Source organism: Chromohalobacter sarecensis (genome assembly GCF_023061135.1).
Lineage (GTDB): Bacteria > Pseudomonadota > Gammaproteobacteria > Pseudomonadales > Halomonadaceae > Chromohalobacter > Chromohalobacter sarecensis.
This window is the reverse complement of record NZ_JAKGAN010000004.1, coordinates 192,757-214,792: the sequence shown is the minus strand read 5'-3', so window position 1 is coordinate 214,792 and position 22,036 is coordinate 192,757. Positions and strand designations below refer to the sequence as shown.

Genomic DNA, 22,036 nt, shown 5'->3' with positions numbered 1-22,036 from the left:
CGCACGCCAGCCTCTAAACACTCCCATTGCCGCCGATCAGTCGGTCCAGTTGCCGATAGCCGATGGCTTCCATCAGTTGCGGCTGGCGGGGACGGGGTTCCTCGGCGAGGTCGGCGAGGGTCAGGGCGACGCGCAGCACGCGGTGGTAGGCGCGGGCGGAGAGGTTGAGGCGGTTGAGCACGTCGGCCAGCCAGGTGCGTTCCTGGCCATCCAGCGCGCAGAGATCCTCCAGCGTGCTGCTGGGTAAGTAAGCGTTGAGCGCGCCGCGCTGGGCCTGGCGCTGGCGGGCGGCGAGCACACGCTGACGGACGACCTCGGAGCTTTCGCCGCTGCGTTGTTCGGTGAGTTGCGCGGCAGGCAACGCGGGAACTTCTACCTGCAGGTCGATACGGTCGAGCAGCGGGCCCGAGATGCGTGCCTGGTAGCGTTGCACCTGGGCCGGTGTGCACACACAGGCTTTGCGCGGGTCGCCGAGATGGCCGCACGGACACGGATTCATGGCCGCGACGAGTTGAAAGCGAGCAGGAAAGCAGCTCTGCATCAACGCTCGCGAGACGACGATCTGACCCGATTCCAGCGGTTCGCGTAGCACCTCCAGTACACGCCGATCGAACTCCGGCAGTTCATCCAGAAACAGCACCCCGTGATGCGCCAGGGAAATCTCTCCCGGACGCGGCTTGCCGCCACCCCCCACCAACGCCACGCCACTGGCGGTGTGGTGCGGGGTACGAAACGGGCGCTGCCCCCAGCGTTCGAGGATTGGCAGGCCGCATACCGACCGCACAGCGGCCACTTCCAGCGCTTCGTCGTCGCCGAGCGGTGGCAGAATCCCCGGCAATCGACTGGCGAGCATGGTCTTGCCGGTTCCCGGAGGCCCAGCGAAAAGGAGATTGTGACCACCGCTGGCGGCGACTTCCAACGCCCGCCGGGCCTGCTGCTGGCCACGCACTTCGGCGAGGTCGGGCTCGGCCAAGCGCGGTGCAGGCCGCTCACCAAGTTGGTGCGGCGTAATCGGCGATTGTTTGAGCAAGTGCGCGACGACCTGCGGCAGATCGGCGGCAGGGAGGACGTCCAGATCACCCGCCAACGCCGCTTCATCGGCGTTGCTCTCGGGCAGGAGCAGGGCACGCCCGGCACGACGCGCTTCCAGGGCCGCCGGCAAGACCCCGCGCACGGGGCGCAGCTTGCCATCCAGTGCCAACTCGCCCAAGCACTCAAGCCCCGCCACGGCTTCGCCGGGAATCTGCCCCGAGGCCACCAGGATGCCCAGCGCAATGGGCAGATCGAAACGTCCGCCCTCCTTGGGGAGATCCGCCGGGGCGAGATTGAGCGTGATGCGTCGCGTGGGGAAATCAAAACCAGCGTTGATCAGAGCACTGCGCACCCGCTCGCGACTTTCTTTGACCGCCGCCTCCGGCAGGCCGACGATCGCCAGCCCCGGCAAGCCGTTGGTGAGATGCACTTCGACCAGTACTTCCGGCGCCTCCAGCCCCAAGCCGGCACGCGTATTGATGATGGCAAGCGCCATGCAGCCTCCTGATCACATCAAAATATGCGTATACACTAATTGATTGGCTGAAGTAACGCACGTGATGCGGAAGACACCATCAAGGGGCACCGGTAAGCAAGAGACAAAGGCGCGATGCCACCTCGGCCAGCCGAGGCGGCATCCGTTGGTGAGGGGCGATCAGCTCTTGCGGGAGGTATCGGATGCATCCGACTCATCGGCGTCGCCCTTGGCGTCGTCACCGGTTGCCGGCTCGGCGCCTTCGGCGGCGGCCACCGGAGCACTCTGGCCCACCTCCAGCGCCGCTTCCAATGCCGCGACCTGGGCCTCGAGCGATTCGACACGCGAGCGCGTGCGCTGCAGCACTTCCATCAGGATGTCGAAGTCTTCACGCGAGACCAGTTCCATGCGATCGAAGGCGCCGCGCATCACCCCCTGAACGCTGCGCTGGATATCTTCCGGCGCGTGCGAGGCGTCCTGGAGCCGGTCGCCGACTTGCTGTGCGAGACGTGAGAAGAGGTCTTGTGTCGCCATGAGTGTTCCCTCGGATTGAACGTTTCCATCTCGGCACAGCATACGCAAGGCCGGCGAAATACGCATGCGCCATATTGGTGCAGACCCGTCAGCGCCACGCACCAAAATCTTACGAGGAGCGATCCATGTTTGGGCACCACACGCGGCGACGCTTCCACACCTTTTCGTAACCGACTGTTTTTAATGGCACATAGCCAATATGGCATGGCTTCTGCGTATGTCCCTAGAGGCGCAAGCCGACAACGGGAGAACTGGCATGAAGCTCATTACCGCCATCATAAAACCCTTCAAGCTGGACGATGTCCGCGAGGCGCTGGCCGACAACGGCGTCCAGGGAATCACCGTCACGGAAGTGAAGGGTTTTGGGCGCCAAAAGGGTCACACCGAACTCTACCGCGGCGCCGAATACGTCGTGGACTTCCTTCCCAAGGTAAAAATAGAAATCGCTGTGGAGGAAGACCGACTGGAAAGCGTGCTGGAGGCGATCAGCAATGCCGCGAACAGCGGCAAGATCGGCGACGGCAAACTATTCGTCACGCCGCTCGAAGACGTCATTCGTATCCGTACCGGTGAACGCGGAGCCGACGCCGTTTAAGGCAAGGGCTGAAGGGAGACACAATAAATGACTGAAGATATTACGCAGCTATCGTACGCGCTCGACACCTTCTACTTTCTGATCTGCGCCGTGCTGGTCATGTGGATGGCCGCTGGCTTCGCCATGCTCGAGGCGGGTCTGGTCCGCGCCAAGAACACGGCGGAAATTCTGACCAAGAACGTGGCGTTGTTCGCTATCTCTTGCACCATGTATCTGCTGTTCAGCTACCACTTGATGTATTCCAGTGGCGCTGGCGGCTTCCTGCCGAGTCTGGGTTTCCTGTTGGGCGGCGAGAACACCGTCGATCAGGTGATGGGCAGCAACGGCGATATCTATTATTCCAATCGTGCCGACTTCTTCTTCCAGGTGGTGTTCGTGGCGACTGCGATGTCGATCGTCTCGGGCGCCGTGGCGGAACGCATGAAGCTCTGGGCGTTCCTGGCCTTCGCCGTGGTGATGACCGCGATCATCTACCCGACGTCCGGCTACTGGACCTGGGGCGGCGGCTGGCTCGCCGAGCTGGGTTACTCCGACTATGCCGGTTCGGGCATCGTCCACATGGCAGGTGCGGCCGCAGCCTTGGCCGGGGTATTGGTACTTGGCCCGCGTAAAGGCAAATACGGCAAGAACGGCTCGATTTACGCCATTCCCGGGTCGAATCTGCCGCTGGCAACGCTGGGTACCTTCATCCTGTGGATGGGCTGGTTCGGGTTCAACGGTGGCTCCGAGCTGATGGTTTCCAACATCGATTCCGCCAACAACATGGCGCAGGTGCTGGTCAACACCAACGCTGCCGCCGCAGGCGGGGTGATCGCCGCGCTGATTCTTGCCAAGATCTGGTTCCGCAAGGCGGACCTGACCATGGCGCTTAACGGGGCCATCGCTGGCTTGGTGGCAATCACCGCCGATCCGCTGTCACCCACCGGCTTGGGTGCGATGCTCATCGGTGCCGTCGGTGGGTTGTTGGTCGTGGCCTCCATCGTGGTGCTGGATAAGCTCAAGATCGACGATCCGGTGGGGGCTATCTCCGCACACGGTGTGGCCGGTTTGTGGGGTGTTCTAGTCGTGCCCCTCACCAATGCCAGCGCTTCCTTCGGCGCGCAGATCATCGGCGCCCTCGCCATCTTCCTGTGGTGCTTCATCGCCAGCCTGATTGTGTGGCTGATCATCAAGGCCGTGATGGGCGTGCGAGTCAGTGAAGAAGAAGAGTATGAAGGGGTCGACCTGGCCGAATGTGGCCTGGAAGCCTACCCCGAGTTTTCCGCCAGCAAGAAGTAAGCCTTGCTGGCGTACCGAGTGAGCTGGCGTGCTCCCCTAGCCCCCTTCGGGGGGCTTTTTTTAATCCCGCGACCAGCGGTGTATGCTTGAAAGCATGATCGTTGGGCATAATCGAGGGTGGTATGCGCCACCCGCATATACGATGCGAGGAGAAAGACGATGAAACTGGTGACCGCCATCATCAAGCCGTTCAAGCTCGACGACGTTCGTGAGTCGTTGTCCGAGATCGGCGTGCAGGGGATTACCGTCACGGAAGTGAAGGGCTTCGGCCGTCAGAAAGGGCATACCGAGCTGTATCGCGGGGCCGAATACGTGGTCGACTTCCTGCCCAAGGTCAAGCTTGAGGTCGCCGTCGACGACGACATGATCGAGAAGGTGATCGATGCCATCACCCAGGTGGCCAATACCGGCAAGATCGGCGACGGCAAGATCTTCGTCTCGCCGCTCGAGCAGGTCATCCGTATCCGTACCGGCGAGACCGGCAAGGACGCGGTGTAAGTGCACTCAGCCAGCCGGCTGAAGCGATACTGATTCGCCCCATGCCCCTGCATGCCAGGGGCATTGTTGTGTCCAGGGTAGGAGCGTTATGTGTGAGCGCCAGGCAGCATCGCGGGCGCCTGCGTCGCGCCCATCGCCGAGGCGAGTTCGCTCGCCGTCATGCCACGGCTGTCGGTGGCATGGGGGTCGGCACCTTGCGCCAGCAGGAAGTCGACGACCTCGGCGTTGTCGAACATCGCCGCGAACATCAAGGCCGTCTTGTCGTCGGGCGAGCGGGCGTTGACCGAGGCGCCATGCGCGACCAGCAACTCGGCCATGGCCAGATCACCCTTGAAGGCCGCGCCGGAAAGCGGATGATGACCGTTGTCGTTGTACATCTCGGGATCGGCGCCCTGCTCGAGCAGCAGCCGCGTGGCATCAAGATATCCATGGTAGCTGGCCAGCATCAGCAAACTGTCGCCCTTGTCGTTGCACATGTTGGGCGGCAAGCCCTGGGCCAGCCAGCCGCGCAGCTTCTCCGTCTCGCCGTTGCGCGCGCTATTGAAGATCTCTGCGGCCAGACGAATCGTGGCCTCATCCAACTCGGCGTTGCCGGTATCGTGATCGTCCGACATCGTGTCGTGCTCCTTGTTGTGGCCCCTTGTCGCATCTAACAGCGAGCGTAGCATGTCGTTTCACGCGACGCGTCACTCTTCAAGAGCCCCTGAGTCCCATGCTGGATATCAAGTATTACGTATTGATCGACGCCATTGCCACCCACGGTACGGTGCACGATGCCGCCGCTGCCATCGGCATCACCCAGCCTGCGGCGACGCATCGCATTCGTGAAATGGAACGCCGCCTGGGTGTCGCCCTTTTCCACCGCGAAGGGCGCCGGCTGACGCTTTCTGCTTCGGGCGAGCGTCTACTCGAAACCGCCCACGATGTGCTGCCCCGACTGCGCAGCGCCGAGCTGGAAGCGTGGCAACTGGCACGTCGGGCCGAGCCCGCTTTGCGCCTGGGCATTGGCCCTTACGACACCTTCTCGCGGGCGATTCCACATCTCTATGACCAACATGCGCGCGACATCGATCTGGTACGCCTGCCCATGGCGGACATGACCACGGCACTACTCGCCAGTCGCGTCGACATGATCTGCATGATCGAGGTGCCCTCGCAGCGCGGCATCGCTCACCAGCTGTTGTTCGAGGAACCACTGGTGGCGGTGTTGCCGCCCGAGCATCCGTATGCAGAAAGCGACGCGGTACCCGCCGAGGTCTTCGATCAGGGGCGGCATTTCACCTACAGCATCACCCCCGAATCCGGCCATGAATTCGAGCATTTCTTCCAGCCGGCCGGTGTCTACCCCTCACACATGGTGCAGATCGAGTCGGTGGCCTTGATCCTGGAACTGGTCGCCGCCGGCAAGGGCGTGAGCATTCTTTCGCGCTGGGCCGCGCGCGACGCCCACCAGGCAGGGCGCGTCGTCATGCGTCCCCTGGCCGGCGAGCTGCCGCGCATCCCCTGGTATCTGGCTTATGCGCAGACACCTCACGTCACCGCCGCTGCGGAGTCGATGGCGGCCACGTTGCGTCATCTCTACTGCGCCGACGACTGAGACAAGACGCTATCCGCCACGGCGCACGCGACCGATAAGAATCTCGTCGCAGATGGCCGGACATTCTCATTAGTTTCACGCCCTCCCACCTTTTACTGTAACGCCACTCCTTATCAACGACGCCCGATCAAGGGCTTCCGCTCAACGACCGCACAGGAGGGCGATCTCATGTCACAGGCCACGCTCGCAACTCAAACCACCGCACAGGACGTCACCGCCAAGCATCATCCCCTGGCGCGTTTCATCGATCTCGAACGCTACCCGATCCTGCAGCGCGATAGCGACGCCTACCGGGCGGCGGTCGAGGGTGTCCGCCAACAGTTGCGCACCGACGGCTGCGCCCTGCTATCGAGCTTCATTCGCGAGGACCTCATCGAACCGCTGCGCGAGGAAAGCGAGGCCCTGGCACCGCAGGCGTTCTACTCGGACAACAACGTCAATCCCTACGTCACCCCGGACGATCCGTCGCTGCCCGAGGATCACCCCGCTCGCTTCTTCCAGCACTACACCAACGGCTTCGTGGCGCGCGATCTAATCCCCGAGGATGCCATCGTCCAGCAGCTTTACCGCGATCCGGATTTTCAGCGCTTTGTCGCCGACTGCCTCGAAGAGCCGGTGATCTACGAGTTCGCCGACCCCATCGCGGGGCTGGTGATCAACGTGATGCCCGACGACACCGAGCTGCCCTGGCACTTCGATACCAACGAATTCATCGTCAGCCTGATGACGCGGCGCCCCAATGAAGGCGGCGAATTCCAGTACGCGCCCAGCATCCGCCGTCCCGGCGAGGAAAACTTCACGGCCGTGCAGCGCGTACTCGAGGGCGATCACACCGACGTCGAATCGCTGACGCTCAACACCGGCGACCTGCAGCTCTTCAAGGGGCGCTACTCCATGCACCGCGTCGCCGCCGCCAAGGGCCAGCGCCTGTGCACGCTACTCGGCTACGCCAAGACGCCCGACATGATGGGCAGCCTGGAGCACACCCGGCGCATCTACGGCCGCGTCACCCAGCAGCACATCGATGCCGACAATCAGCGCCGTCACGACGCGCTCATGGGCTAGGTTCCGCTGAAAAGCATCAGCACGACCCTCATTTCTCCACTTCACAAAAGGATGCCTTGCCATGGGCGATATCGTGTCACTCGCCGGATCCGTCCCCACGGGCGGCCCCTATGTCGGCGGGAGCTTCCGCCAGGCCACGCTCGACGCCGCGCTGCTCTCGCGCGTCGAGCGCTACCGGCTGCAACGCCTGCGTGAGCAGATGAAGCATCACGAATTGGATGCGGTAATCCTGTTCGACCCCATCAACATTCGCTATGCCTGCGGCGTGCGTAACATGCAGGTTTACTCACAGCGTAACCCCGCGCGCTATCTCTACGTCGCGGCGGACGGCCCGGTGGTGCTTTTCGAGTTCAGCGCCTGCCTGCACTTGGCGGCCAACGCCGAGCTGCTCGACGAGGTGCATCCCGCCCGCGCAGTGATGCCGCAATACAGCGGCCCACGCTGCGCGGCGCATACTCAGGCCTTCGTCGATGACATCCGCGAGCTATTCGAGCGTTCGCATACCCAGGGCCAACGCCTGGGCATCGAATCCGCGCCCACCGGTGCCATCGAGGCGCTGGGCCAGGCCGGCTTCCAGTTGACCGATGCCGCCACCGTGGTCGAGGGCGCCAAGTCGATCAAGAGTCTCGACGAGCTGGCGCTCATCCACCGCTCGGTGACCCTGACCGAAACCGCCATGACGCGCATGGAAGCCGCCATTCGCCCCGGTATGAACGAAAACGAGCTGTGGTCGATCTTCAACCAGCACGTGCTGGCCACCGGCGGTGAATACGCCGAAACGCGGCTTCTGAGCTCCGGCGCACGCACCAATCCGTGGTTTCAGGAATGCTCGGACAAGGTCATCGCCCCGGGTGAGCTGGTGGCCTTCGATACCGACATCGTGGGATGCTTCGGCTACTACACGGATTTCTCGCGGACGTTCCACGTGCCCGGCGCGGGCGCGCCCAGCACCGAGCAGAAGGCGCTGTATCGTATGGCCGCTGACCAGCTCGAGCGCAACATCGCCCTGCTGCGTCCCGGCATGAGCTTCCGCGACTACTCGCAACAAGCCTGGCCGATACCCGACGGCTATCGCGAGAACCGCTACCTGGACATCGTCCACGGCTGCGGCATGACCGGCGAATGGCCGCTGATCGCCCACGATATGGATTGGGACGACGTCGGCTACGACGGCGCCATCGAGCCCGGCATGACGCTCTGCGTCGAGGCCTATATCGGCCACCGCGACGGCACCGAGGGCGTCAAGCTGGAAGAGCAGGTGCTGATCACCGAAGATGGCATCGAACGCCTCTCGACCTACGGCTATTCCGACACGCTGATGGCAGAATGACGTCGTAGCGCATCACGCTTTCTCATCCCTTCGATTCACGAACACAAAAGGACGCCTATGAAACCGTTGACTCCCCTTTTCCTCGCCTGCGGCCTGGCCGGCCTCTCGATGACCGCCTCGGCCAACGACACGCTGACCATCGGCACCAACAACTGGTCGGAAAACATCGCCGTATCACACATGTGGCAGCAACTGCTCGAAGAACAAGGCTATGACGTCGAGCTGACGACCACCGGCAAGAGCGTGCTCTTCAGTGGGCTCGCAAACGGCGATCTGGATATCTCGCTGGAAGTCTGGCTCCCGCATGGCGATGCTCAGTACATCGAGCCCTACAAGGACAAGATCGACGTTCACGACGCCTGGTTCGACGGCGCCCAGGACGAACTGGTGGTGCCCGCTTACATGGAGGACATCGACACCATCAGCGACCTCAAGGACAACGCCGAGCGCTTCAACTACCAGAATGAACCGACCATCATCGGCATCGAATCGGGCTCGGCCATCTCCGGCGAGACCGAAAACGCCATCGAGAGTTACGACCTGCCGTTTCGTCAGTTGAACAGTTCCGGGCCCGCCATGCTCGCGGCTCTCGAGGAAGCCTATGCCAACGAAGAGCCCATCGCCGTCACGCTCTGGCAGCCGCACTGGGCCTACGCGCAGTACGACCTCAAAGCGCTGAAAGACCCCAAGAAGAGCTATGGCGGCGGTGACGACATCATGTGGATGTCGCCCAAAGGCTTTGGCGAGGAACATCCCCAGGTCACCGAGATGCTCGACACCTGGCACATGAGCCACACCCAACTGGCCGATCTCATGCTGACCATCGAGAATGTCGGCGACCCCACGCAAGGCGCCAAGCAGTGGATCGAGGAACATCGCGATCTCATCGACGGCTGGCTCGCCAAGGACTAATCCCACCCCGGGCCGGTCGTCAGGACCGGCCCACCCCCAAGCCTTGCCTATTTTCCCTCCGCTCTCGCTGACGCGACCCGCAAGCCCTCGGCAATCGAATTTGCTATCGTGAGCGCAACGCGCGCCTCGGCGCGTCACCGTTCGCCGCCTGAGTCGCCACCGCCACGGGGGAGAGATGCGTCTACATTATGCCGGGGCGTCGCCCGAGCCCATCGGCTTTCTGCTGTTGCCGCGTTTCTCGATGATGGCGTTCTTCTCTGCCATCGAGCCACTGCGCATCGCCAACCGCATCGCCGGGGAGCGGCTGTTCACTTGGCGCGTAATCGGCCTGGACGGCGCCTCGGTCACCGCCAGTAACGACATGACGCTGCTCGCCGACGACACCCTCGCCTCGGCGCCAGCCCTGCCCAGCATCGCCATCTGTGCCAGCTTCGAGCCCGAAGAGCGTCTCACCCGCCACTTGCTGCATTGGCTGCATCAGCGCCATCAAAGCGACTGCGTGCTGGGCGGCATCGACACCGGCAGCCTGATCCTCGCCCGCGCCGGCCTGCTCGAGGGGCAGCGTGTCACCTTGCACTGGGAAAGCCTGCCGGCGTTTCGCGAGCGCTTTCCCGAAGTCGACGCCGTCGAGTCGCTGTTCGAAGTCGGCCCGCGCGGTTTCTCCTGCGCCGGTGGCACTGCCGCAATGGACATGACACTGGACCTGATCGCCCGCCGCCAGGGCGATGCGCTGGCCGCTGACGTTTCCGAGCAGTTGATTCACGCCCGTATGCGGCCCCGCCACGACCTCCAGCGGCGCGATCTGACCCAGCGCCTGGGCACCCACAAGCACAGCGTGATCGAAGCCGTCGCCTTGATGGAGCGTCACCTCGAGACACCGCTGACACTCATCCAACTCGCCGCACGCATCGGCATCTCGCTGCGCCAGCTACAGCGGCTCTTCGAACAGGAACTCGACGAGCGGCCCCGCGATCATTATCTGCGCCTGCGCCTGGAACACGCCCGCCAGCTATTGCGGGAAACCGACCGCGACATCCTCAGCATCGGCCTGGCCAGCGGCTTCACCTCGGCCTCCAGCTTCTCGCGGGCCTATAAGCAGCATTTCGGTACCAGCCCGCGTCAGGCACGCCATCCGCACCCAGACGACGCAACATGACGACTGGCGGCAAGAAGCCGTCGCTTGGGGTGTAAATACGGACGACGCATCAGGCCATGCTAGGGCTATCTTTCGCCACCAAGGATGCCGTCATGCCGAACAGCACGCCCGCCACCACGTCTGCCAATATGCCCAGCGACGCGCTCCCCGCGACGCCGGATTACGACGCCTGGCCGATCGAGGTCGCCATCGCCGAGGTGCGCCCGACCCCGCGCCAGGTGGAAGTGCGCTGGGAGGACGGCCGCATCAGCCAGTACCACAGCATCTGGCTGCGTGAGAACGCCGCCGATGCGAGCACCGTCAACCCGGATACCCGCGAGCGCATCCTCGATCTTTCACGCCTCGAAGACTGGCCCACCGTCGCCGAGACGTCTCTCGATAATGCGGGCGCGCTGGTGGTCGTCTTCGCGCCGGAGCAACGCCGCTTGCGCTTTCACCCTGGCTGGCTGCGCGCGCATGACTATACCCACCTGGCGGAACTCGACGCCCCGCTGCCTCCCGCAACACTGTGGAAAGGCAGCGAGCGCGACGCGCCCACGACCCTCGATGCGCACGGCTGGCTCGATACCGACGCCGATCCCCAGGCGTTGGACACCTGCCTCGAACAAGCGCTGGAAGCCGTCATCGGCGAAGGCCTGGTGCGGCTACGCAACCTGCCCACCGAACCCGGAAGTCTCGACGCCATCGCCCGTCGCATCGGACCGCCGCGCGCCACGAACTTCGGCACGCTGTTCGACGTGCGCGCCAAGCCGGATCCCGACTCCAATGCCTACACCTCGATCGCCCTGCCGCCACACGTCGATCTGCCCACCCGCGAATATCAGCCCGGCCTGCAGTTGCTGCACTGCCTGGAGAACGACACCGTCGGCGGCGATGCGGTGATGATGGACGGTTTCGCCGTCGCCGAGGCCCTGCGCGAGCGCCACCCCGAGCACTTCGCGACGCTCGTCCGCGTGCACTGGTGCTACGCCAACACCGCCCGGACCACCGATCATGTGTGGTACGCACCGATGATCAAGCTCGATGACAACGGCGATTTCGACGAAGTCCGCATCGCCGACTTCCTGCGCGGCCCCTTGATGGCGCCATTCGAGGACGTGGAGCCCGCCTACGCCGCCTTGATGGCCCTGCAGCACCTGCTGCGCGAGCCCGAATTCGCGCTGCGTTTCACCTACACACCCGGCGATTTGGTGATCTTCGACAACCGCCGCCTGCTGCACGCCCGTGACGCCTTCGATGTCGGCCAGGGCGGCCGGCGTTGGCTGCAAGGCTGCTATCTCGAGCGTGACGAAGCCCGCTCGCGGCTACGCATGCTACGCCGTGCCCACCGCCAACAACGCGTCGAGGCACTCAGCCAAGGCTGATTCAGCCTCGTGGCAACACCTGCCAACACGCAAGAACCCGCCCATGGCAGACCATGGGCGGGTTCTTTCAGCGAGGGAGAACGTAATGGAGCGCCTTGACGTTTAATTCAACGTCAGCGGCGGACGATCCCGATACGCCTTCCTGCAGCGCTCGGCCACTCGGCGCCGGCGGACGGTAATGTCTCGATAACCGCCGCCACCGGTTCGGGGAACGGTCCGGGCCTGCCGCTAGCGACATCGATGCCCATCAGCATCTGCTCGCTGGTCGCCAGCGAGTCGCCGTCGGCGTTGCGCAGGGTGAAGAAGACGTGCAACCGCTTGGCATCATTATCGAGCAGCGTCAGGTCGACCGCCAGCGCCTCGCCGCGATGCGCTTGTTGGCGGTAGCAGAGGTGGGTTTCCAGGGTATAGAGCGTGTAGCCATGCGCGGCGCGCCCCGCCACATCGAGGCCGATTCGCGCCATCAACGCCTCGACGGCCAGCGAGAACACGCGCGCGTACTCGGCATCGTTCATATGGCCGTTGTAGTCGACCCAGGTGTCGGCCACCCGGGTTTGAAAAAGTGGGTCGAACAGTGGACTGGCTGGCGTCTGGCTCATCAGATGCGTCCCTCGAGTCCTTCGGCTTCGGGCCAGTACTTGCGCGTCAACGCCAGCAGCTCGGTGAGGAATTCATCACGTCGTGTCTCCAGCTCGGCGACGCTGCGCCCGGCGGCCTGATGCTCGCAACCGTCGGCGACCTTCTCGATCAGCTCGTCGGTCAACTCCGGCGCTTCGAGCTTGGTCCACGGCAGCTTCAGCGCCGGCCCGAACTGGTGCAGCATGTGGCGCATGCCGCCCTCGCCGCCAGCCAGGTGGAAGGTCAGGAAGGTGCCCATCAGCGACCAGCGCAAACCGCAGCCATAGACCACGGCGGCATCGATCTCCTCGGTGGTGGCGACGCCGTCGTTGACCAGATGCAGCGCCTCGCGCCACAGCGCTTCCATCAAACGGTCGGCGACGTGCCCTTCGATCTCGCGGCGCACCACCAGCGGCCGCATGCCCAGCGCGGCGTACTGCGCCCGGGCGCGCTGGGTGACAACCGGCGCAGTATGTTCACCGCCCACCAGCTCAACCAACGGCAGCAGGTACACCGGATTGAACGGGTGCGCGACGATGACGCGACCGGGGTCGCGCGTGCAGGCCGTCTGCAGCTCACTGGGCTTGATGCCGGAGGTCGAGGAGCCGATGACCACGCCCGCGGGGGCATGCGCATCCAGTTCCGCCAGGACGCTATGCTTGATCTCGAGGCGCTCGGGCACGTTCTCCTGGATCAGCTCAGCACCCTCGACGGCTTCGGCGGGCGAGGCCGCGAAACGCAGCTTGGCCGGGTCCGCCGTGTCGGCGAGCCCCATCGTCGCCACTGAGTCCCAGACCCGCGCGACGAACGCGCGCGTCGTCGCCTCGGCGCCGGGGGCAGGGTCGAAGGCGACGACCTCGCAGCCCGCCGCCAACGCCCGCACGATCCAACCATTGCCGATCACGCCAGTACCGATAACGGCCACACGTGCCGGCGCGACGTTTTGTTCCGCCGAGCTTTGTTCAGCAGTCTGTTGAGACATCACGCTCTCCTTGTCGCTCACGGTTGACGCAGATGGAGCGTCTGGCGGGTTTCGGCCGGCGTCTGGACGCGCCCGCCCAGGTTTTCGGCAATCGTGGCGGCACGCTCCACCAACTGCGCGTTGGTGGCGAACACGCCCCGACTGAGATAGAGGTTGTCCTCGAGCCCCACGCGTACGTGGCCGCCGAGCAGCATCGACTGCGCGACCATCGGCATCTCGCTGCGGCCGATGCCGAACGCTGACCAATGGGCGTCGGCGGGCAGCTTGTTGCGCATCGCCAGCATGGTTTCGGTATCCGCCTCGGCGCCCCAGGGGATCCCCAGGCAGAGCTGAAACAGCGGGTCGCCTTCGATCAGGCCTTCCTCGATCAACTGCCGCGCGAACCACACATGCCCCAGGTCGAAGCATTCCAGCTCGGGTTTGACGCCGGCGTCCTTGACCAGCCGGGCATGCTCGCGCAGCCAGTCGGCGGTATTGAGATAGACCATGTCGCCGAAGTTGAGGCTACCGCAATCCAGGGTGCAGATTTCCGGCAACAGCTCACCCACCGGGGCGTGGCGCTCCGCCGGCGTCTGTAGGTCGGTGCCCTCCAGGCCATGGATGACGCCATCGCGTACCTCGGGGAAGAGATCGCCCCCGCCCCCGGCGGTGATATTGATGACCGCGTCGACATTCGCCTCGCGGATGCGCCCCACCGCCTCGCGAAAGTACTCGCTGGAATGGCTGACGCCGCCGGTTTCCGGATCGCGTACGTGCAAATGCACGATGCTCGCCCCGGCACGTGAGGCCTCGATGGCGCTATCGGCGATCTGCTTGGGTGTGATGGGGAGGTCGGGATGCTTGTCGGCCGTATCACCGGCGCCGGTGATGGCACAGGTGAGGATGACGTTTCGATTCATGGTGTCTTCCTGAGCGTCTAAATGGCGGCGCGATGCCGTCGAACGCCCTCATTGTCGAAAGTCCGGCAGAAAAGAGATTGGCATGACACGTCATGCGGTTGGCGTTTTACGTCACAGCACCGCCTTTGGCGTGAAAGGCGGTGCCACTCGGTCATTCGATGATATGGAAGCGGTCGAGATGGCGTGTATTGAGCGTCAAGCCCAGACCAGGCGTCGTTTCATCCAGGTCGAGGTAGCCATCGATGGGTTCCGGATCGCCCTCGAACAAGTAATAGAAGAGCTCATTGCCGATCTCGACGTCATGCACCGGGAAGAACTCGGACATCGGCGAGGCGAGCGATGCCATCGTCAGATGGTAGTTGTGCATCTGCCCCGCATGAGGAATCACCGGCACCTCGAACGCTTCCGCCATGGCGTTGATCTTGCGCGCCACGCTGATACCGCCGACGCGATTGGTATCGTACTGAATTACCGATACCGCCTTCTTCTCCAGGAGTTGCCGGAAACCATGCACGGTGAATTCGTGCTCGCCGCCGGAAATCGGCATCGGCGCCATGCGATTGAGCTCGGCGTAACCGTCGATGTCATCGGCGATCACCGGTTCCTCCAGCCAACGCAGCTCAAAGGGTTCCAGTTTCGGCAACATGCGTCGGGCATAATCGAGATTCCAGCCCATGTAGCAGTCGGCCATCAGGTCGATGTCCTCACCGATCACCTCGCGCACCGCCGCCACGCTCTTGAGGTTCTCGCGCATGCCCTTGGGCCCATCCTTGGGCCCGTAACCGAAACGCATCTTCATCGCCGTGAAACCCTGGTCGAGATAGGCTTGCGCTTCGCGCTGCATCGTCTCGCGATCGGTGTGGTAAAGCTTGGAGGCATAGCAGGGGATCTTCTCCTTGGTCCGCCCGCCCAGCAGCTTGAACACCGGCTTGCCGAGGGCTTTGCCCATCACATCCCAGATCGCGATATCGACGCCCGAGATCGCCGCCATGCCGATGCCGCGCCGACCCCACGCCAGCGTCGCGCGATACATGCGCTGCCATAGATATTCGTAGTCGAACGGGTCCTGGCCGATGACCAAGGGCGCGAGGTGCTGATCGATGATCGTCTTGGCGACACGCGGCGCCAAGGCCACGTTACCCAGCCCGACGACGCCTTCATCCGTTTCGACCTCGACCACCGTCCAGCCGTGGAACCGGAAACTGCCCATGGCATCGCCACGGTCCCACAATACGTCCATGGCATTGGTGCAGAAGTGTGGCTGCGGCGGCACCGTTTCGCCTTTCCATTCGAAGACGCGGGCCCTGACTCGTGTGATTTTCATAGCATCTTTCCTCTTCCATGCGGATCGGATGTCGCTCAACCCACGAAGGCATTGGCGATGAACAAGGCGACGAGCGCAGCCGCCCAACCCAGCGTCGTGGGCACCGAGAGCACCAGCAGTTGGTGCTTGGCGGTTCTCACGCCGAGCATGCGGTTGACGACCCAGAAATAGCTATCGTTGAAATAACTGAAGAATAGCCCGCCAAGACACGCCGCCTGAGCCGCCAGCACCAAGTTGACGTCCGGCATGGACGAGAGAATCGGCGCGGAAATCGAAGCCCCGGTGATCATCGACACGGTCCCGCTGCCCTGTACGAAACGCACCAGCGTGGCGATGATAAAGGGAATCAAGAAGGCGGGCATGGCCAGCGACGCAACACTTTCACCGATGTAGTCGCCCGCCCCACTGGCACGCAACACCGCCCCCAGGGCACCCCCGGCGCCGGTCACGAGGAGAATGATGCCGGCGCTTTCGACGCCTTTCTCGAGATGCGAAAGCACCTGATCGCGCGGCATCTTGGGCACGAGCCCATACACCGCCACCAGTACCCCGATGCCCACGGCAATCACCGGATGGCCGACGAACTGGATGATCTGCACCGCCAGAGACGGATCGTCGCTATCGCCCACCATCGCGGTAACCAGCGTATTGAAGAAGATCAAGGCAATCGGCAATGCGATGGGCAGGACCGACTTCAACAACGTGGGCAGCTCTTCCACGGGACGCTGGCCGGCGAGTGGATCTTCTTCGTCTTCATCGCGGCGCAAGGTTTCGGGCACGTCACGTTCGATCATCGCCTCGATACGCGGTCCCATGAACCGAGCGTAAAGCACCATGACGATCAAGGCTGGTATCGTGAAGACGACCCCCCAGGCGATCATCAGACCGACATCGACGCCGAAGATGCCGGCTACCCCGAGCGGCCCCGGTGTCGGGGGTACCGCACTGTGCGTAATGGCCAAGCCCGACGCCAGCGCAATACCCAACGTCAGGATCGAACGTCCGCTATTACGCGCCAGCGCCCTGACCAGCGGATTCAGGATCACGTAGGCGGAGTCGCAGAAAATCGGGATCGACACGATGTACCCGGTCAGCGCCATCGCCCAATCCTCACGTTCCTTGCCGAGCATCTTGAGGATGGAGTAGGCCATTCGCTGGCCGGCACCCGACACTTCGAGGATACGCCCCATCATCACCCCAAAGCCGATGACCAACCCGATGGTCGACAGCGTGCTGCCGAAGCCATCGGTGATCGCCCCGATCACCGCATTGGGGGGCATCCCGCCGATCAACCCGGCGATCGAAGCGGCGATGATGAGCGCCAGCAAGGCGTGCACGCGGGTTTTCAATACCAGCGCGATCATTACGAAGATAGCAATACCCAGGCCAATGATGACCTGCGGACCTGCGGCTGTTTCCGTCATGGTGGCGTACTCCTGTGCATTGTTGTGACTGTCTGAGCAGCGTTGTTGTATCCAAGGATGCAAGCGTGTGTGGAATGTCGCCGACGCCACGGACAGCCGTTAAAGCCGCCGGGCCTCGGCGGGCGTCAGGCGTTCAGGTAATCCTCGCGATAGGCGCGAATCACGGCGTCGACATCGTCATCGGCCTGGAAGCCCAGCGACAACGGACGTTCGATGTCCAGACCTCCCGGCCAGCTCGCGACGATCTTGTCGATGGCGGCGTCCGGCTCGAAACTCACCAGAGCCCGTGTCTCGGCGCCGGCTTGGCGCTCCAATGCGTCCAGCATCTGCGTCACCATGACGGTGATGCCCGGCAAGTTGAGCGTGCGCCACTCGCCCAGCGCGTCACCGTCGAGCTGCAAGGCATGGCGAAGATTGCCCACCACCGCACGCGGCGATGACAACCAAAGCGGCAGTTCGGGAGCCACTGGACACACGGCTCGTTGCCCCGCCAGCGGTTCGCGAATGATCGAGCTGGCGAATGAGGAAGCCGCCTGGTTAGGCTTGCCGGGCCGCGCCACGATAGTCGGTAGTCGGCAAACGCGACCATCGATAAAGCCCCGTCGGCTGTAGTCGTTGACCAGCAACTCGCCGATGGCCTTCTGCGCGCCATAGGAAGAGCGTGGCTGGGGGCCGACTTCTTCGGGTACTGGCTGTGCCAGCCCGGGTCCAAACACCGCCAGCGAACTGGCGAACAGAAAGCGCAGGCGACGCGGATGCGCACGACAGGCCTCGAGCAGGGCCTGCGTCGCCTCGAGGTTGACGCGCATTCCCAACTCGAAATCAGCCTCCGCCTGGGAGCTGACCACGGCAGCCAAATGACACACGGCGAGCGTATCCTCGCCCAGGGCGCGCTCGATCAACGCCTTGTCGGCGACGTCTCCCACCCATGACTCGACACGTGGATCGTCGAGTGGACAGGGCGCAAGGTCGATCGACGTCACCCGCGTGATTGTCTTCCCCTCGATATGCTGGTCTTCCTCGAGCAGCGTCTGAATCAAACGCGCGCCGAGAAAACCGGCCCCTCCGGTGACGATGACGTGCATGCCCTTCTCCTCGGTCGAGCGAAGCGGCGCTTCGCGTGACTCCCTACCGGCGACGCGACATTGGTCCAAAGACGTATTGTGTCGTCACCGCGCTATTTATAATGTTGTCTGACAAATTGATCAGGGCAATACCGCCATTAGTCGCAGACACCCCACCCACCATCGACGCAAGGCCCGCACCACGCCTGGCGACGACGAACGAAGGAGAAAAAAGAGCGGTGATCACGAACCATGAGACCCCACCGATCCGTGGCGTCCAACTCTCGGAGCAGGTCGCACGCCAACTGACGCACGCCATTCATACCGGCGAGATGCGCCCCGGCGAACGTCTGCCCACCGAGGCCGCGCTGGGCGAACGCTATGGCATCAGCCGTTCCGTGGTACGCGAGGCCATTTCCATGCTGCGCAACGCTGACCTGGTCACGTCACGTCGCGGCAGCGGCAGCTTCGTCGCCGAGGTGCCCACGGTAGCGTTGCGCCTGGCGATTCCCGATCCGTCGCTGCAATCGATCATCCGCCTGCTCGAACTGCGCCGGGCCCTGGAAGTCGAGGCAGCGCGTCTGGCGGCCCAACGCCGCACGTCGTCCCAGTTGCGGCGTATTCGTAATGCCATGGCCGATATCGATGAGGCCGTCGAAGTCGGTGCCGATGGCGTCGATCAGGACATGGCCTTTCACCGCGCCATCGCCGAGGCCTCGAACAACACGCACTTCACCGCCGTCATCGACTTCTACAACCGCTTCCTGCATCACGCCATCACCGTGACGCGGACCAACGAATCGCTACGCGAAACCTTCATGGCGCAGGTCATCGAGGAACACCAAGCAATCGCCGATGCCATCGCTCAAGGCGATGAAGAAGCTGCCGCCCAGGCCGCCGGGCGCCACCTGGAGCATGCCGAGTGGCGGCTGCGCCAAGCGCCGACGGATCTACTGGAACGTATCGAAGACACCGACACCGACACACCGATCTAACGCACGACACAGGAGATGCCAGATGACACAAGCAAAGCGTGCACGGGTGGGAATCATCGGCCTGGGGTCGATGGGGATGGGCATGGCGACGTCATTGGTCGATGCCGGCTTTACCACCTGGGGCTGCGACCTGCGCTCCGACGCCAGGCAAGCATTCGAGGCCCACGGTGGCCGTGCAATCGCCACGCCCGCCGAGATGGCCGCCCATGTCGATGTGGTCATCAGCGTGGTCGTCAACGCCGCGCAGACTCGCGAGGTACTGTTCGGACCGCACGGTATTGCCGACGGCCTGGCGCCCGGCAGTGTGGTCATTTCTTGCGCCACCTGCGCACCGGAGGCCGTGGCCGCCCTGGGCGACGAACTCGCCACCCGCGGTCTGCGCCTGCTCGACGCCCCGATTTCCGGCGGCGCCGCCAAGGCCGCACAAGGCGCGCTGACGATCATGGCCTCGGGGCCGAGCGATGTCTTCGACAGCGTCGAGGACGTCCTCGACGCCCTCGCCGCCAAGGTCTTCCGCCTCGGCGATTCGATGGGGCAAGGTTCGCAGGTCAAACTGGTCAACCAACTGCTGGCGGGGGTGCACATCGCCGCCGCTGCCGAAGCCATGGCCTACGGCATTCGCGGCGGCTGCGATCCGCAGGTGCTTTATGAGGTCATCACCCAGAGCGCCGGCAATTCATGGATGTTCGAAAACCGCGTGCCGCACATTCTCGATAACGATTACACGCCACGTTCGGCGGTGGACATCTTCGTCAAGGATCTGGGCCTGGTCCACGAGACCGCGCACCGCGACAAGTTTCCCCTGCCGCTGACCAGCCAGGCGCTCAGCATGTTTACCCATGCCTCGGCGCTCGGCCACGGTGGGGACGATGATGCCGCCGTGATCAAGACGTTTCCGGGGTTCGGGTTACCGTCTCACGCAGCCAACGATGCCAATACGGGGGAGGAGGAATGACGATGCCCATCATCGGTTGCATTGCCGACGACTTTACCGGCGCCACGGACGTGGCAAGCATGCTGGTCAGCGCCGGCATGCGCACGCTGCAGACCATCGGCGTTCCCTCGACGGCGCTGGATGACGACGTCGATGCCGTGGTCGTCGCCCTCAAGTCGCGCACCCTGCCCGCCGACGACGCCGTGACGCAGTCACTCGAAGCGCTGGCGTGGTTACAGGCTCAAGGCTGCGAGCAGTTCTACTTCAAGTACTGCTCGACCTTCGACTCCACGCCCGCAGGCAACATCGGCCCGGTGACCGACGCGCTGATGGCGGCGCTGGATACCGATTTCACCGTGGCCTGTCCGGCACTGCCCGCCAACCAGCGCAGCGTCTACAACGGCTACCTGTTCGCGGGTAGCGTGCCGCTCAATGAAAGCGGCATGCAGGATCACCCGCTGACCCCCATGACGGATGCCAACCTGGTGCGCGTCCTCGGCGCTCAGACGCGCCAGCGGGTCGATCTGATCGACTACGCCACGCTCAGCGAGGGCATCGAGGCCGTCGAGGCCCGCATCCAGGCACTGCGCTCGGCGGGCGTGGGCATCGCCATTTGCGACGCCATCGACACCCAGCATTTGCATACGCTGGCACGCGCCTGTCGCGATCTGCCTTTGGTTACCGCCGGCTCCGGCCTGGCATTGGGGCTACCCGCCAACCTGGCCAACCGATTGCCTGCGGCGGGACAAGCCGATGCGTTACCCGTCATCACCGGACGAAAAGCGATCCTCAGCGGGAGTTGTTCGCGCGCCACCCTGGCGCAGCTCGAACACGCCCGCGAGCACTACCCCAGCTATCACCTCGACGCCTTGGCCTTGGCTCGCGATTACGATGGCGTCATCGCAAAAGCGCTCCATTTGGCCGAGCAGCATCTCGATAGCGGCCCGGTATTGCTATACGCCAGCGCTTCGCCGGAAGACGTCCGGAAGGCTCAAGATATCCTCGGCGTCGCGGAGGCGGGCGCCCTGGTCGAGCGCGCCATGGCCGAGATCGCCCATTCGCTCGTCGAGGTCCATGGCGTACGACGCTTGATCGTAGCCGGCGGCGAAACCTCCGGCGCCGTGGTCAACGCACTGGACGTGCAGGGCTTGCGCATCGGCCCGAGCATCGACCCCGGCGTGCCCTGGACCACCACCTTTGGTACACCGACATCGCTGGCGTTGACCCTCAAGTCGGGCAACTTCGGCGCCCAGGACTTTATGACCAAAGCATGGGGACTGTTGCCATGAGCCACATCAGCACCTCGACCACCGAAAATCGCCTGCGCGAGGAAATCGCCGAAATCGGCCGTTCCTTCCGCCTGCTGGGCATGGCGCCGGGCACTTCCGGCAATATCAGCGCCAAGCTCGATGACGGCTGGTTGATGACGCCGACCAACGCCAGCCTCGGCGCTCTCGATCCCGCCGCGATTTCCAAGCTGGACTGGGACGGCAATCTGCTCGCCGGCGAGCCGCCCACCAAGGAGTCGTTCCTGCACCGCGCCTTCTACGACCAGCGTCCCGACACCGGCGGCATCATTCACCTGCATGCCACGCACTCGGCGGCGGTCTCGTGCCTCAACGGGCTCGATGAACATTCCTGCCTGCCGCCCATCACGCCGTATTTCGTCATGCGCGTGGGGCGTTTGCCGCTGATTCCATACTATCGGCCCGGCGATCCCGCCCTCGGCGATGCGATCCGCGAGCATGCCAAGACCCATGGCGCGGTGTTGCTGGCCAATCATGGCCCCGTGGTGGCAGGCAAGACACTGGAGGCGGCCCGTAACGCCATCGAGGAACTGGAAGAGACCGCCAAGCTGTACCTCCTGCTACGTCAGCACGACGTGCGCACCTTGGGCGAGGCGGAGATCGACGAGCTTCGTCAGGCCTTCGGCGCCCACTGGTAAGCATTTTCTGAAAGG

Annotated in this window: 22 protein-coding genes; 13 read left to right on the top strand and 9 right to left on the bottom strand. The window is 63.8% G+C overall.

The genetic code is table 11. The annotated features are described in order from the left end of the window. Positions 1 to 13: 13 nt before the first annotated feature. Complete coding sequence (locus tag L1071_RS08475; RefSeq protein WP_246972385.1) at positions 14 to 1,528, bottom strand: YifB family Mg chelatase-like AAA ATPase; 1,515 nt, start codon at positions 1,526 to 1,528, stop codon at positions 14 to 16. A gap of 159 nt (positions 1,529 to 1,687) precedes the next feature. Beyond that, positions 1,688 to 2,041: an accessory factor UbiK family protein gene (locus L1071_RS08470; RefSeq protein WP_246897561.1), complete on the bottom strand. Its 354-nt coding sequence runs from the start codon at positions 2,039 to 2,041 to the stop codon at positions 1,688 to 1,690. A 256-nt stretch (positions 2,042 to 2,297) separates the two neighbouring features. Here L1071_RS08470 and L1071_RS08465 point away from each other — a divergent pair, with 256 nt between their 5' ends. The 3 genes from L1071_RS08465 (at position 2,298) to glnK (ending at position 4,412) form a co-directional block, all read left to right on the top strand. Beyond that, a complete protein-coding gene (locus L1071_RS08465) occupies positions 2,298 to 2,636 on the top strand; it encodes a P-II family nitrogen regulator (protein WP_011508451.1) in 339 nt (112 codons plus the stop codon). A gap of 27 nt (positions 2,637 to 2,663) precedes the next feature. Continuing rightward, positions 2,664 to 3,914, top strand: a complete 1,251-nt coding sequence (locus L1071_RS08460) for an ammonium transporter (RefSeq protein ID WP_246972371.1) — start codon at positions 2,664 to 2,666, stop codon at positions 3,912 to 3,914. A 159-nt stretch (positions 3,915 to 4,073) separates the two neighbouring features. Next, positions 4,074 to 4,412 (top strand): P-II family nitrogen regulator, encoded by a 339-nt coding sequence (glnK, locus tag L1071_RS08455; RefSeq protein ID WP_011508453.1) that lies wholly within the window; start codon positions 4,074 to 4,076, stop codon positions 4,410 to 4,412. Between the two features lie 86 nt (positions 4,413 to 4,498). On the opposite strand, the gene L1071_RS08450 is transcribed toward glnK, so the two are convergent. Further along, positions 4,499 to 5,026 (bottom strand): ankyrin repeat domain-containing protein, encoded by a 528-nt coding sequence (locus L1071_RS08450; RefSeq protein WP_246972368.1) that lies wholly within the window; start codon positions 5,024 to 5,026, stop codon positions 4,499 to 4,501. Between the two features lie 98 nt (positions 5,027 to 5,124). On the opposite strand from L1071_RS08450, the gene L1071_RS08445 reads away from it, so the two are divergent. From L1071_RS08445 to L1071_RS08420, 6 genes are all read left to right on the top strand, one after another. Further along, positions 5,125 to 6,009 (top strand): LysR family transcriptional regulator, encoded by an 885-nt coding sequence (locus L1071_RS08445; RefSeq protein ID WP_246972366.1) that lies wholly within the window; start codon positions 5,125 to 5,127, stop codon positions 6,007 to 6,009. Positions 6,010 to 6,177: 168 nt separating this feature from the next. Next, positions 6,178 to 7,074 carry a HalD/BesD family halogenase gene (locus L1071_RS08440; protein WP_246972364.1) on the top strand — a complete coding sequence of 299 codons (897 nt, stop codon included), beginning with the start codon at positions 6,178 to 6,180 and terminating at the stop codon, positions 7,072 to 7,074. A gap of 61 nt (positions 7,075 to 7,135) precedes the next feature. After that, entirely contained in the window at positions 7,136 to 8,404 is a 1,269-nt protein-coding gene (locus L1071_RS08435; RefSeq protein ID WP_246972362.1) for a M24 family metallopeptidase, read from the top strand. 57 nt (positions 8,405 to 8,461) lie between these two features. Next, on the top strand, positions 8,462 to 9,316 hold the full coding sequence (locus L1071_RS08430) for a glycine betaine ABC transporter substrate-binding protein (RefSeq protein ID WP_246972359.1): 855 nt from the start codon (positions 8,462 to 8,464) through the stop codon (positions 9,314 to 9,316). A gap of 175 nt (positions 9,317 to 9,491) precedes the next feature. Further along, complete coding sequence (locus L1071_RS08425; RefSeq protein ID WP_246972357.1) at positions 9,492 to 10,472, top strand: GlxA family transcriptional regulator; 981 nt, start codon at positions 9,492 to 9,494, stop codon at positions 10,470 to 10,472. Between the two features lie 92 nt (positions 10,473 to 10,564). Further along, positions 10,565 to 11,836, top strand: coding sequence for a TauD/TfdA family dioxygenase (locus tag L1071_RS08420; RefSeq protein WP_246972354.1), 1,272 nt, complete (start codon positions 10,565 to 10,567; stop codon positions 11,834 to 11,836). A gap of 113 nt (positions 11,837 to 11,949) precedes the next feature. On the opposite strand, the gene L1071_RS08415 is transcribed toward L1071_RS08420, so the two are convergent. From L1071_RS08415 to denD, 6 genes are all read right to left on the bottom strand, one after another. Then, on the bottom strand, positions 11,950 to 12,435 hold the full coding sequence (locus L1071_RS08415) for a thioesterase family protein (RefSeq protein WP_246972335.1): 486 nt from the start codon (positions 12,433 to 12,435) through the stop codon (positions 11,950 to 11,952). Beyond that, on the bottom strand, positions 12,435 to 13,436 hold the full coding sequence (locus L1071_RS08410; RefSeq protein WP_246972316.1) for a 3-hydroxyacyl-CoA dehydrogenase NAD-binding domain-containing protein: 1,002 nt from the start codon (positions 13,434 to 13,436) through the stop codon (positions 12,435 to 12,437). Before L1071_RS08410 ends, L1071_RS08415 begins: the two co-directional genes overlap by 1 nt. Positions 13,437 to 13,453: 17 nt before the next feature. Further along, entirely contained in the window at positions 13,454 to 14,335 is an 882-nt protein-coding gene (locus tag L1071_RS08405) for a beta-keto acid cleavage family enzyme (RefSeq protein WP_246972311.1), read from the bottom strand. Positions 14,336 to 14,486: 151 nt separating this feature from the next. Further along, positions 14,487 to 15,659, bottom strand: a complete 1,173-nt coding sequence (locus tag L1071_RS08400) for an L-rhamnonate dehydratase (protein WP_246972300.1) — start codon at positions 15,657 to 15,659, stop codon at positions 14,487 to 14,489. A 35-nt stretch (positions 15,660 to 15,694) separates the two neighbouring features. Further along, a complete protein-coding gene (locus L1071_RS08395) occupies positions 15,695 to 17,083 on the bottom strand; it encodes a GntP family permease (RefSeq protein WP_246972298.1) in 1,389 nt (462 codons plus the stop codon). A gap of 125 nt (positions 17,084 to 17,208) precedes the next feature. Then, positions 17,209 to 18,168, bottom strand: coding sequence for a D-erythronate dehydrogenase (gene denD / locus L1071_RS08390; protein WP_246972296.1), 960 nt, complete (start codon positions 18,166 to 18,168; stop codon positions 17,209 to 17,211). Positions 18,169 to 18,386: 218 nt separating this feature from the next. Here denD and L1071_RS08385 point away from each other — a divergent pair, with 218 nt between their 5' ends. From L1071_RS08385 to otnC, 4 genes are read left to right on the top strand one after another with little or no spacing between them, the layout of a single operon-like run. After that, complete coding sequence (locus L1071_RS08385; RefSeq protein WP_246972293.1) at positions 18,387 to 19,142, top strand: FadR/GntR family transcriptional regulator; 756 nt, start codon at positions 18,387 to 18,389, stop codon at positions 19,140 to 19,142. Further along, positions 19,063 to 20,097, top strand: coding sequence for an L-threonate dehydrogenase (ltnD, locus tag L1071_RS08380; protein ID WP_281504510.1), 1,035 nt, complete (start codon positions 19,063 to 19,065; stop codon positions 20,095 to 20,097). Before L1071_RS08385 ends, ltnD begins: the two co-directional genes overlap by 80 nt. Beyond that, positions 20,094 to 21,365, top strand: a complete 1,272-nt coding sequence (gene otnK / locus L1071_RS08375) for a 3-oxo-tetronate kinase (RefSeq protein WP_246972287.1) — start codon at positions 20,094 to 20,096, stop codon at positions 21,363 to 21,365. The genes ltnD and otnK overlap by 4 nt, the downstream gene beginning before the upstream one ends. Further along, positions 21,362 to 22,021, top strand: a complete 660-nt coding sequence (gene otnC, locus L1071_RS08370) for a 3-oxo-tetronate 4-phosphate decarboxylase (RefSeq protein WP_246972282.1) — start codon at positions 21,362 to 21,364, stop codon at positions 22,019 to 22,021. The genes otnK and otnC overlap by 4 nt, the downstream gene beginning before the upstream one ends. The last annotated feature ends 15 nt before the right edge of the window (positions 22,022 to 22,036 follow it).

Excerpts from the sequence above, each read along its gene's own strand:
- L1071_RS08475 (WP_246972385.1), bottom strand. The coding sequence starts at position 1,528 with ATGGCGCTTGCCATCATCAATACGCGTGCCGGCTTGGGGCTGGAGGCG.
- otnC (WP_246972282.1), top strand. The coding sequence starts at position 21,362 with ATGAGCCACATCAGCACCTCGACCACCGAAAATCGCCTGCGCGAGGAA.
- L1071_RS08465 (WP_011508451.1), top strand. The coding sequence starts at position 2,298 with ATGAAGCTCATTACCGCCATCATAAAACCCTTCAAGCTGGACGATGTC.
- L1071_RS08435 (WP_246972362.1), top strand. The coding sequence starts at position 7,136 with ATGGGCGATATCGTGTCACTCGCCGGATCCGTCCCCACGGGCGGCCCC.
- glnK (WP_011508453.1), top strand. The coding sequence starts at position 4,074 with ATGAAACTGGTGACCGCCATCATCAAGCCGTTCAAGCTCGACGACGTT.
- L1071_RS08405 (WP_246972311.1), bottom strand. The coding sequence starts at position 14,335 with ATGAATCGAAACGTCATCCTCACCTGTGCCATCACCGGCGCCGGTGAT.
- L1071_RS08415 (WP_246972335.1), bottom strand. The coding sequence starts at position 12,435 with ATGAGCCAGACGCCAGCCAGTCCACTGTTCGACCCACTTTTTCAAACC.
- L1071_RS08410 (WP_246972316.1), bottom strand. The coding sequence starts at position 13,436 with ATGTCTCAACAGACTGCTGAACAAAGCTCGGCGGAACAAAACGTCGCG.
- L1071_RS08430 (WP_246972359.1), top strand. The coding sequence starts at position 8,462 with ATGAAACCGTTGACTCCCCTTTTCCTCGCCTGCGGCCTGGCCGGCCTC.
- L1071_RS08420 (WP_246972354.1), top strand. The coding sequence starts at position 10,565 with ATGCCGAACAGCACGCCCGCCACCACGTCTGCCAATATGCCCAGCGAC.
- L1071_RS08445 (WP_246972366.1), top strand. The coding sequence starts at position 5,125 with ATGCTGGATATCAAGTATTACGTATTGATCGACGCCATTGCCACCCAC.
- L1071_RS08470 (WP_246897561.1), bottom strand. The coding sequence starts at position 2,041 with ATGGCGACACAAGACCTCTTCTCACGTCTCGCACAGCAAGTCGGCGAC.
- L1071_RS08440 (WP_246972364.1), top strand. The coding sequence starts at position 6,178 with ATGTCACAGGCCACGCTCGCAACTCAAACCACCGCACAGGACGTCACC.
- L1071_RS08395 (WP_246972298.1), bottom strand. The coding sequence starts at position 17,083 with ATGACGGAAACAGCCGCAGGTCCGCAGGTCATCATTGGCCTGGGTATT.
- L1071_RS08425 (WP_246972357.1), top strand. The coding sequence starts at position 9,492 with ATGCGTCTACATTATGCCGGGGCGTCGCCCGAGCCCATCGGCTTTCTG.
- L1071_RS08460 (WP_246972371.1), top strand. The coding sequence starts at position 2,664 with ATGACTGAAGATATTACGCAGCTATCGTACGCGCTCGACACCTTCTAC.
- ltnD (WP_281504510.1), top strand. The coding sequence starts at position 19,063 with ATGCCGAGTGGCGGCTGCGCCAAGCGCCGACGGATCTACTGGAACGTA.
- L1071_RS08450 (WP_246972368.1), bottom strand. The coding sequence starts at position 5,026 with ATGTCGGACGATCACGATACCGGCAACGCCGAGTTGGATGAGGCCACG.
- L1071_RS08400 (WP_246972300.1), bottom strand. The coding sequence starts at position 15,659 with ATGAAAATCACACGAGTCAGGGCCCGCGTCTTCGAATGGAAAGGCGAA.
- otnK (WP_246972287.1), top strand. The coding sequence starts at position 20,094 with ATGACGATGCCCATCATCGGTTGCATTGCCGACGACTTTACCGGCGCC.
- denD (WP_246972296.1), bottom strand. The coding sequence starts at position 18,168 with ATGCACGTCATCGTCACCGGAGGGGCCGGTTTTCTCGGCGCGCGTTTG.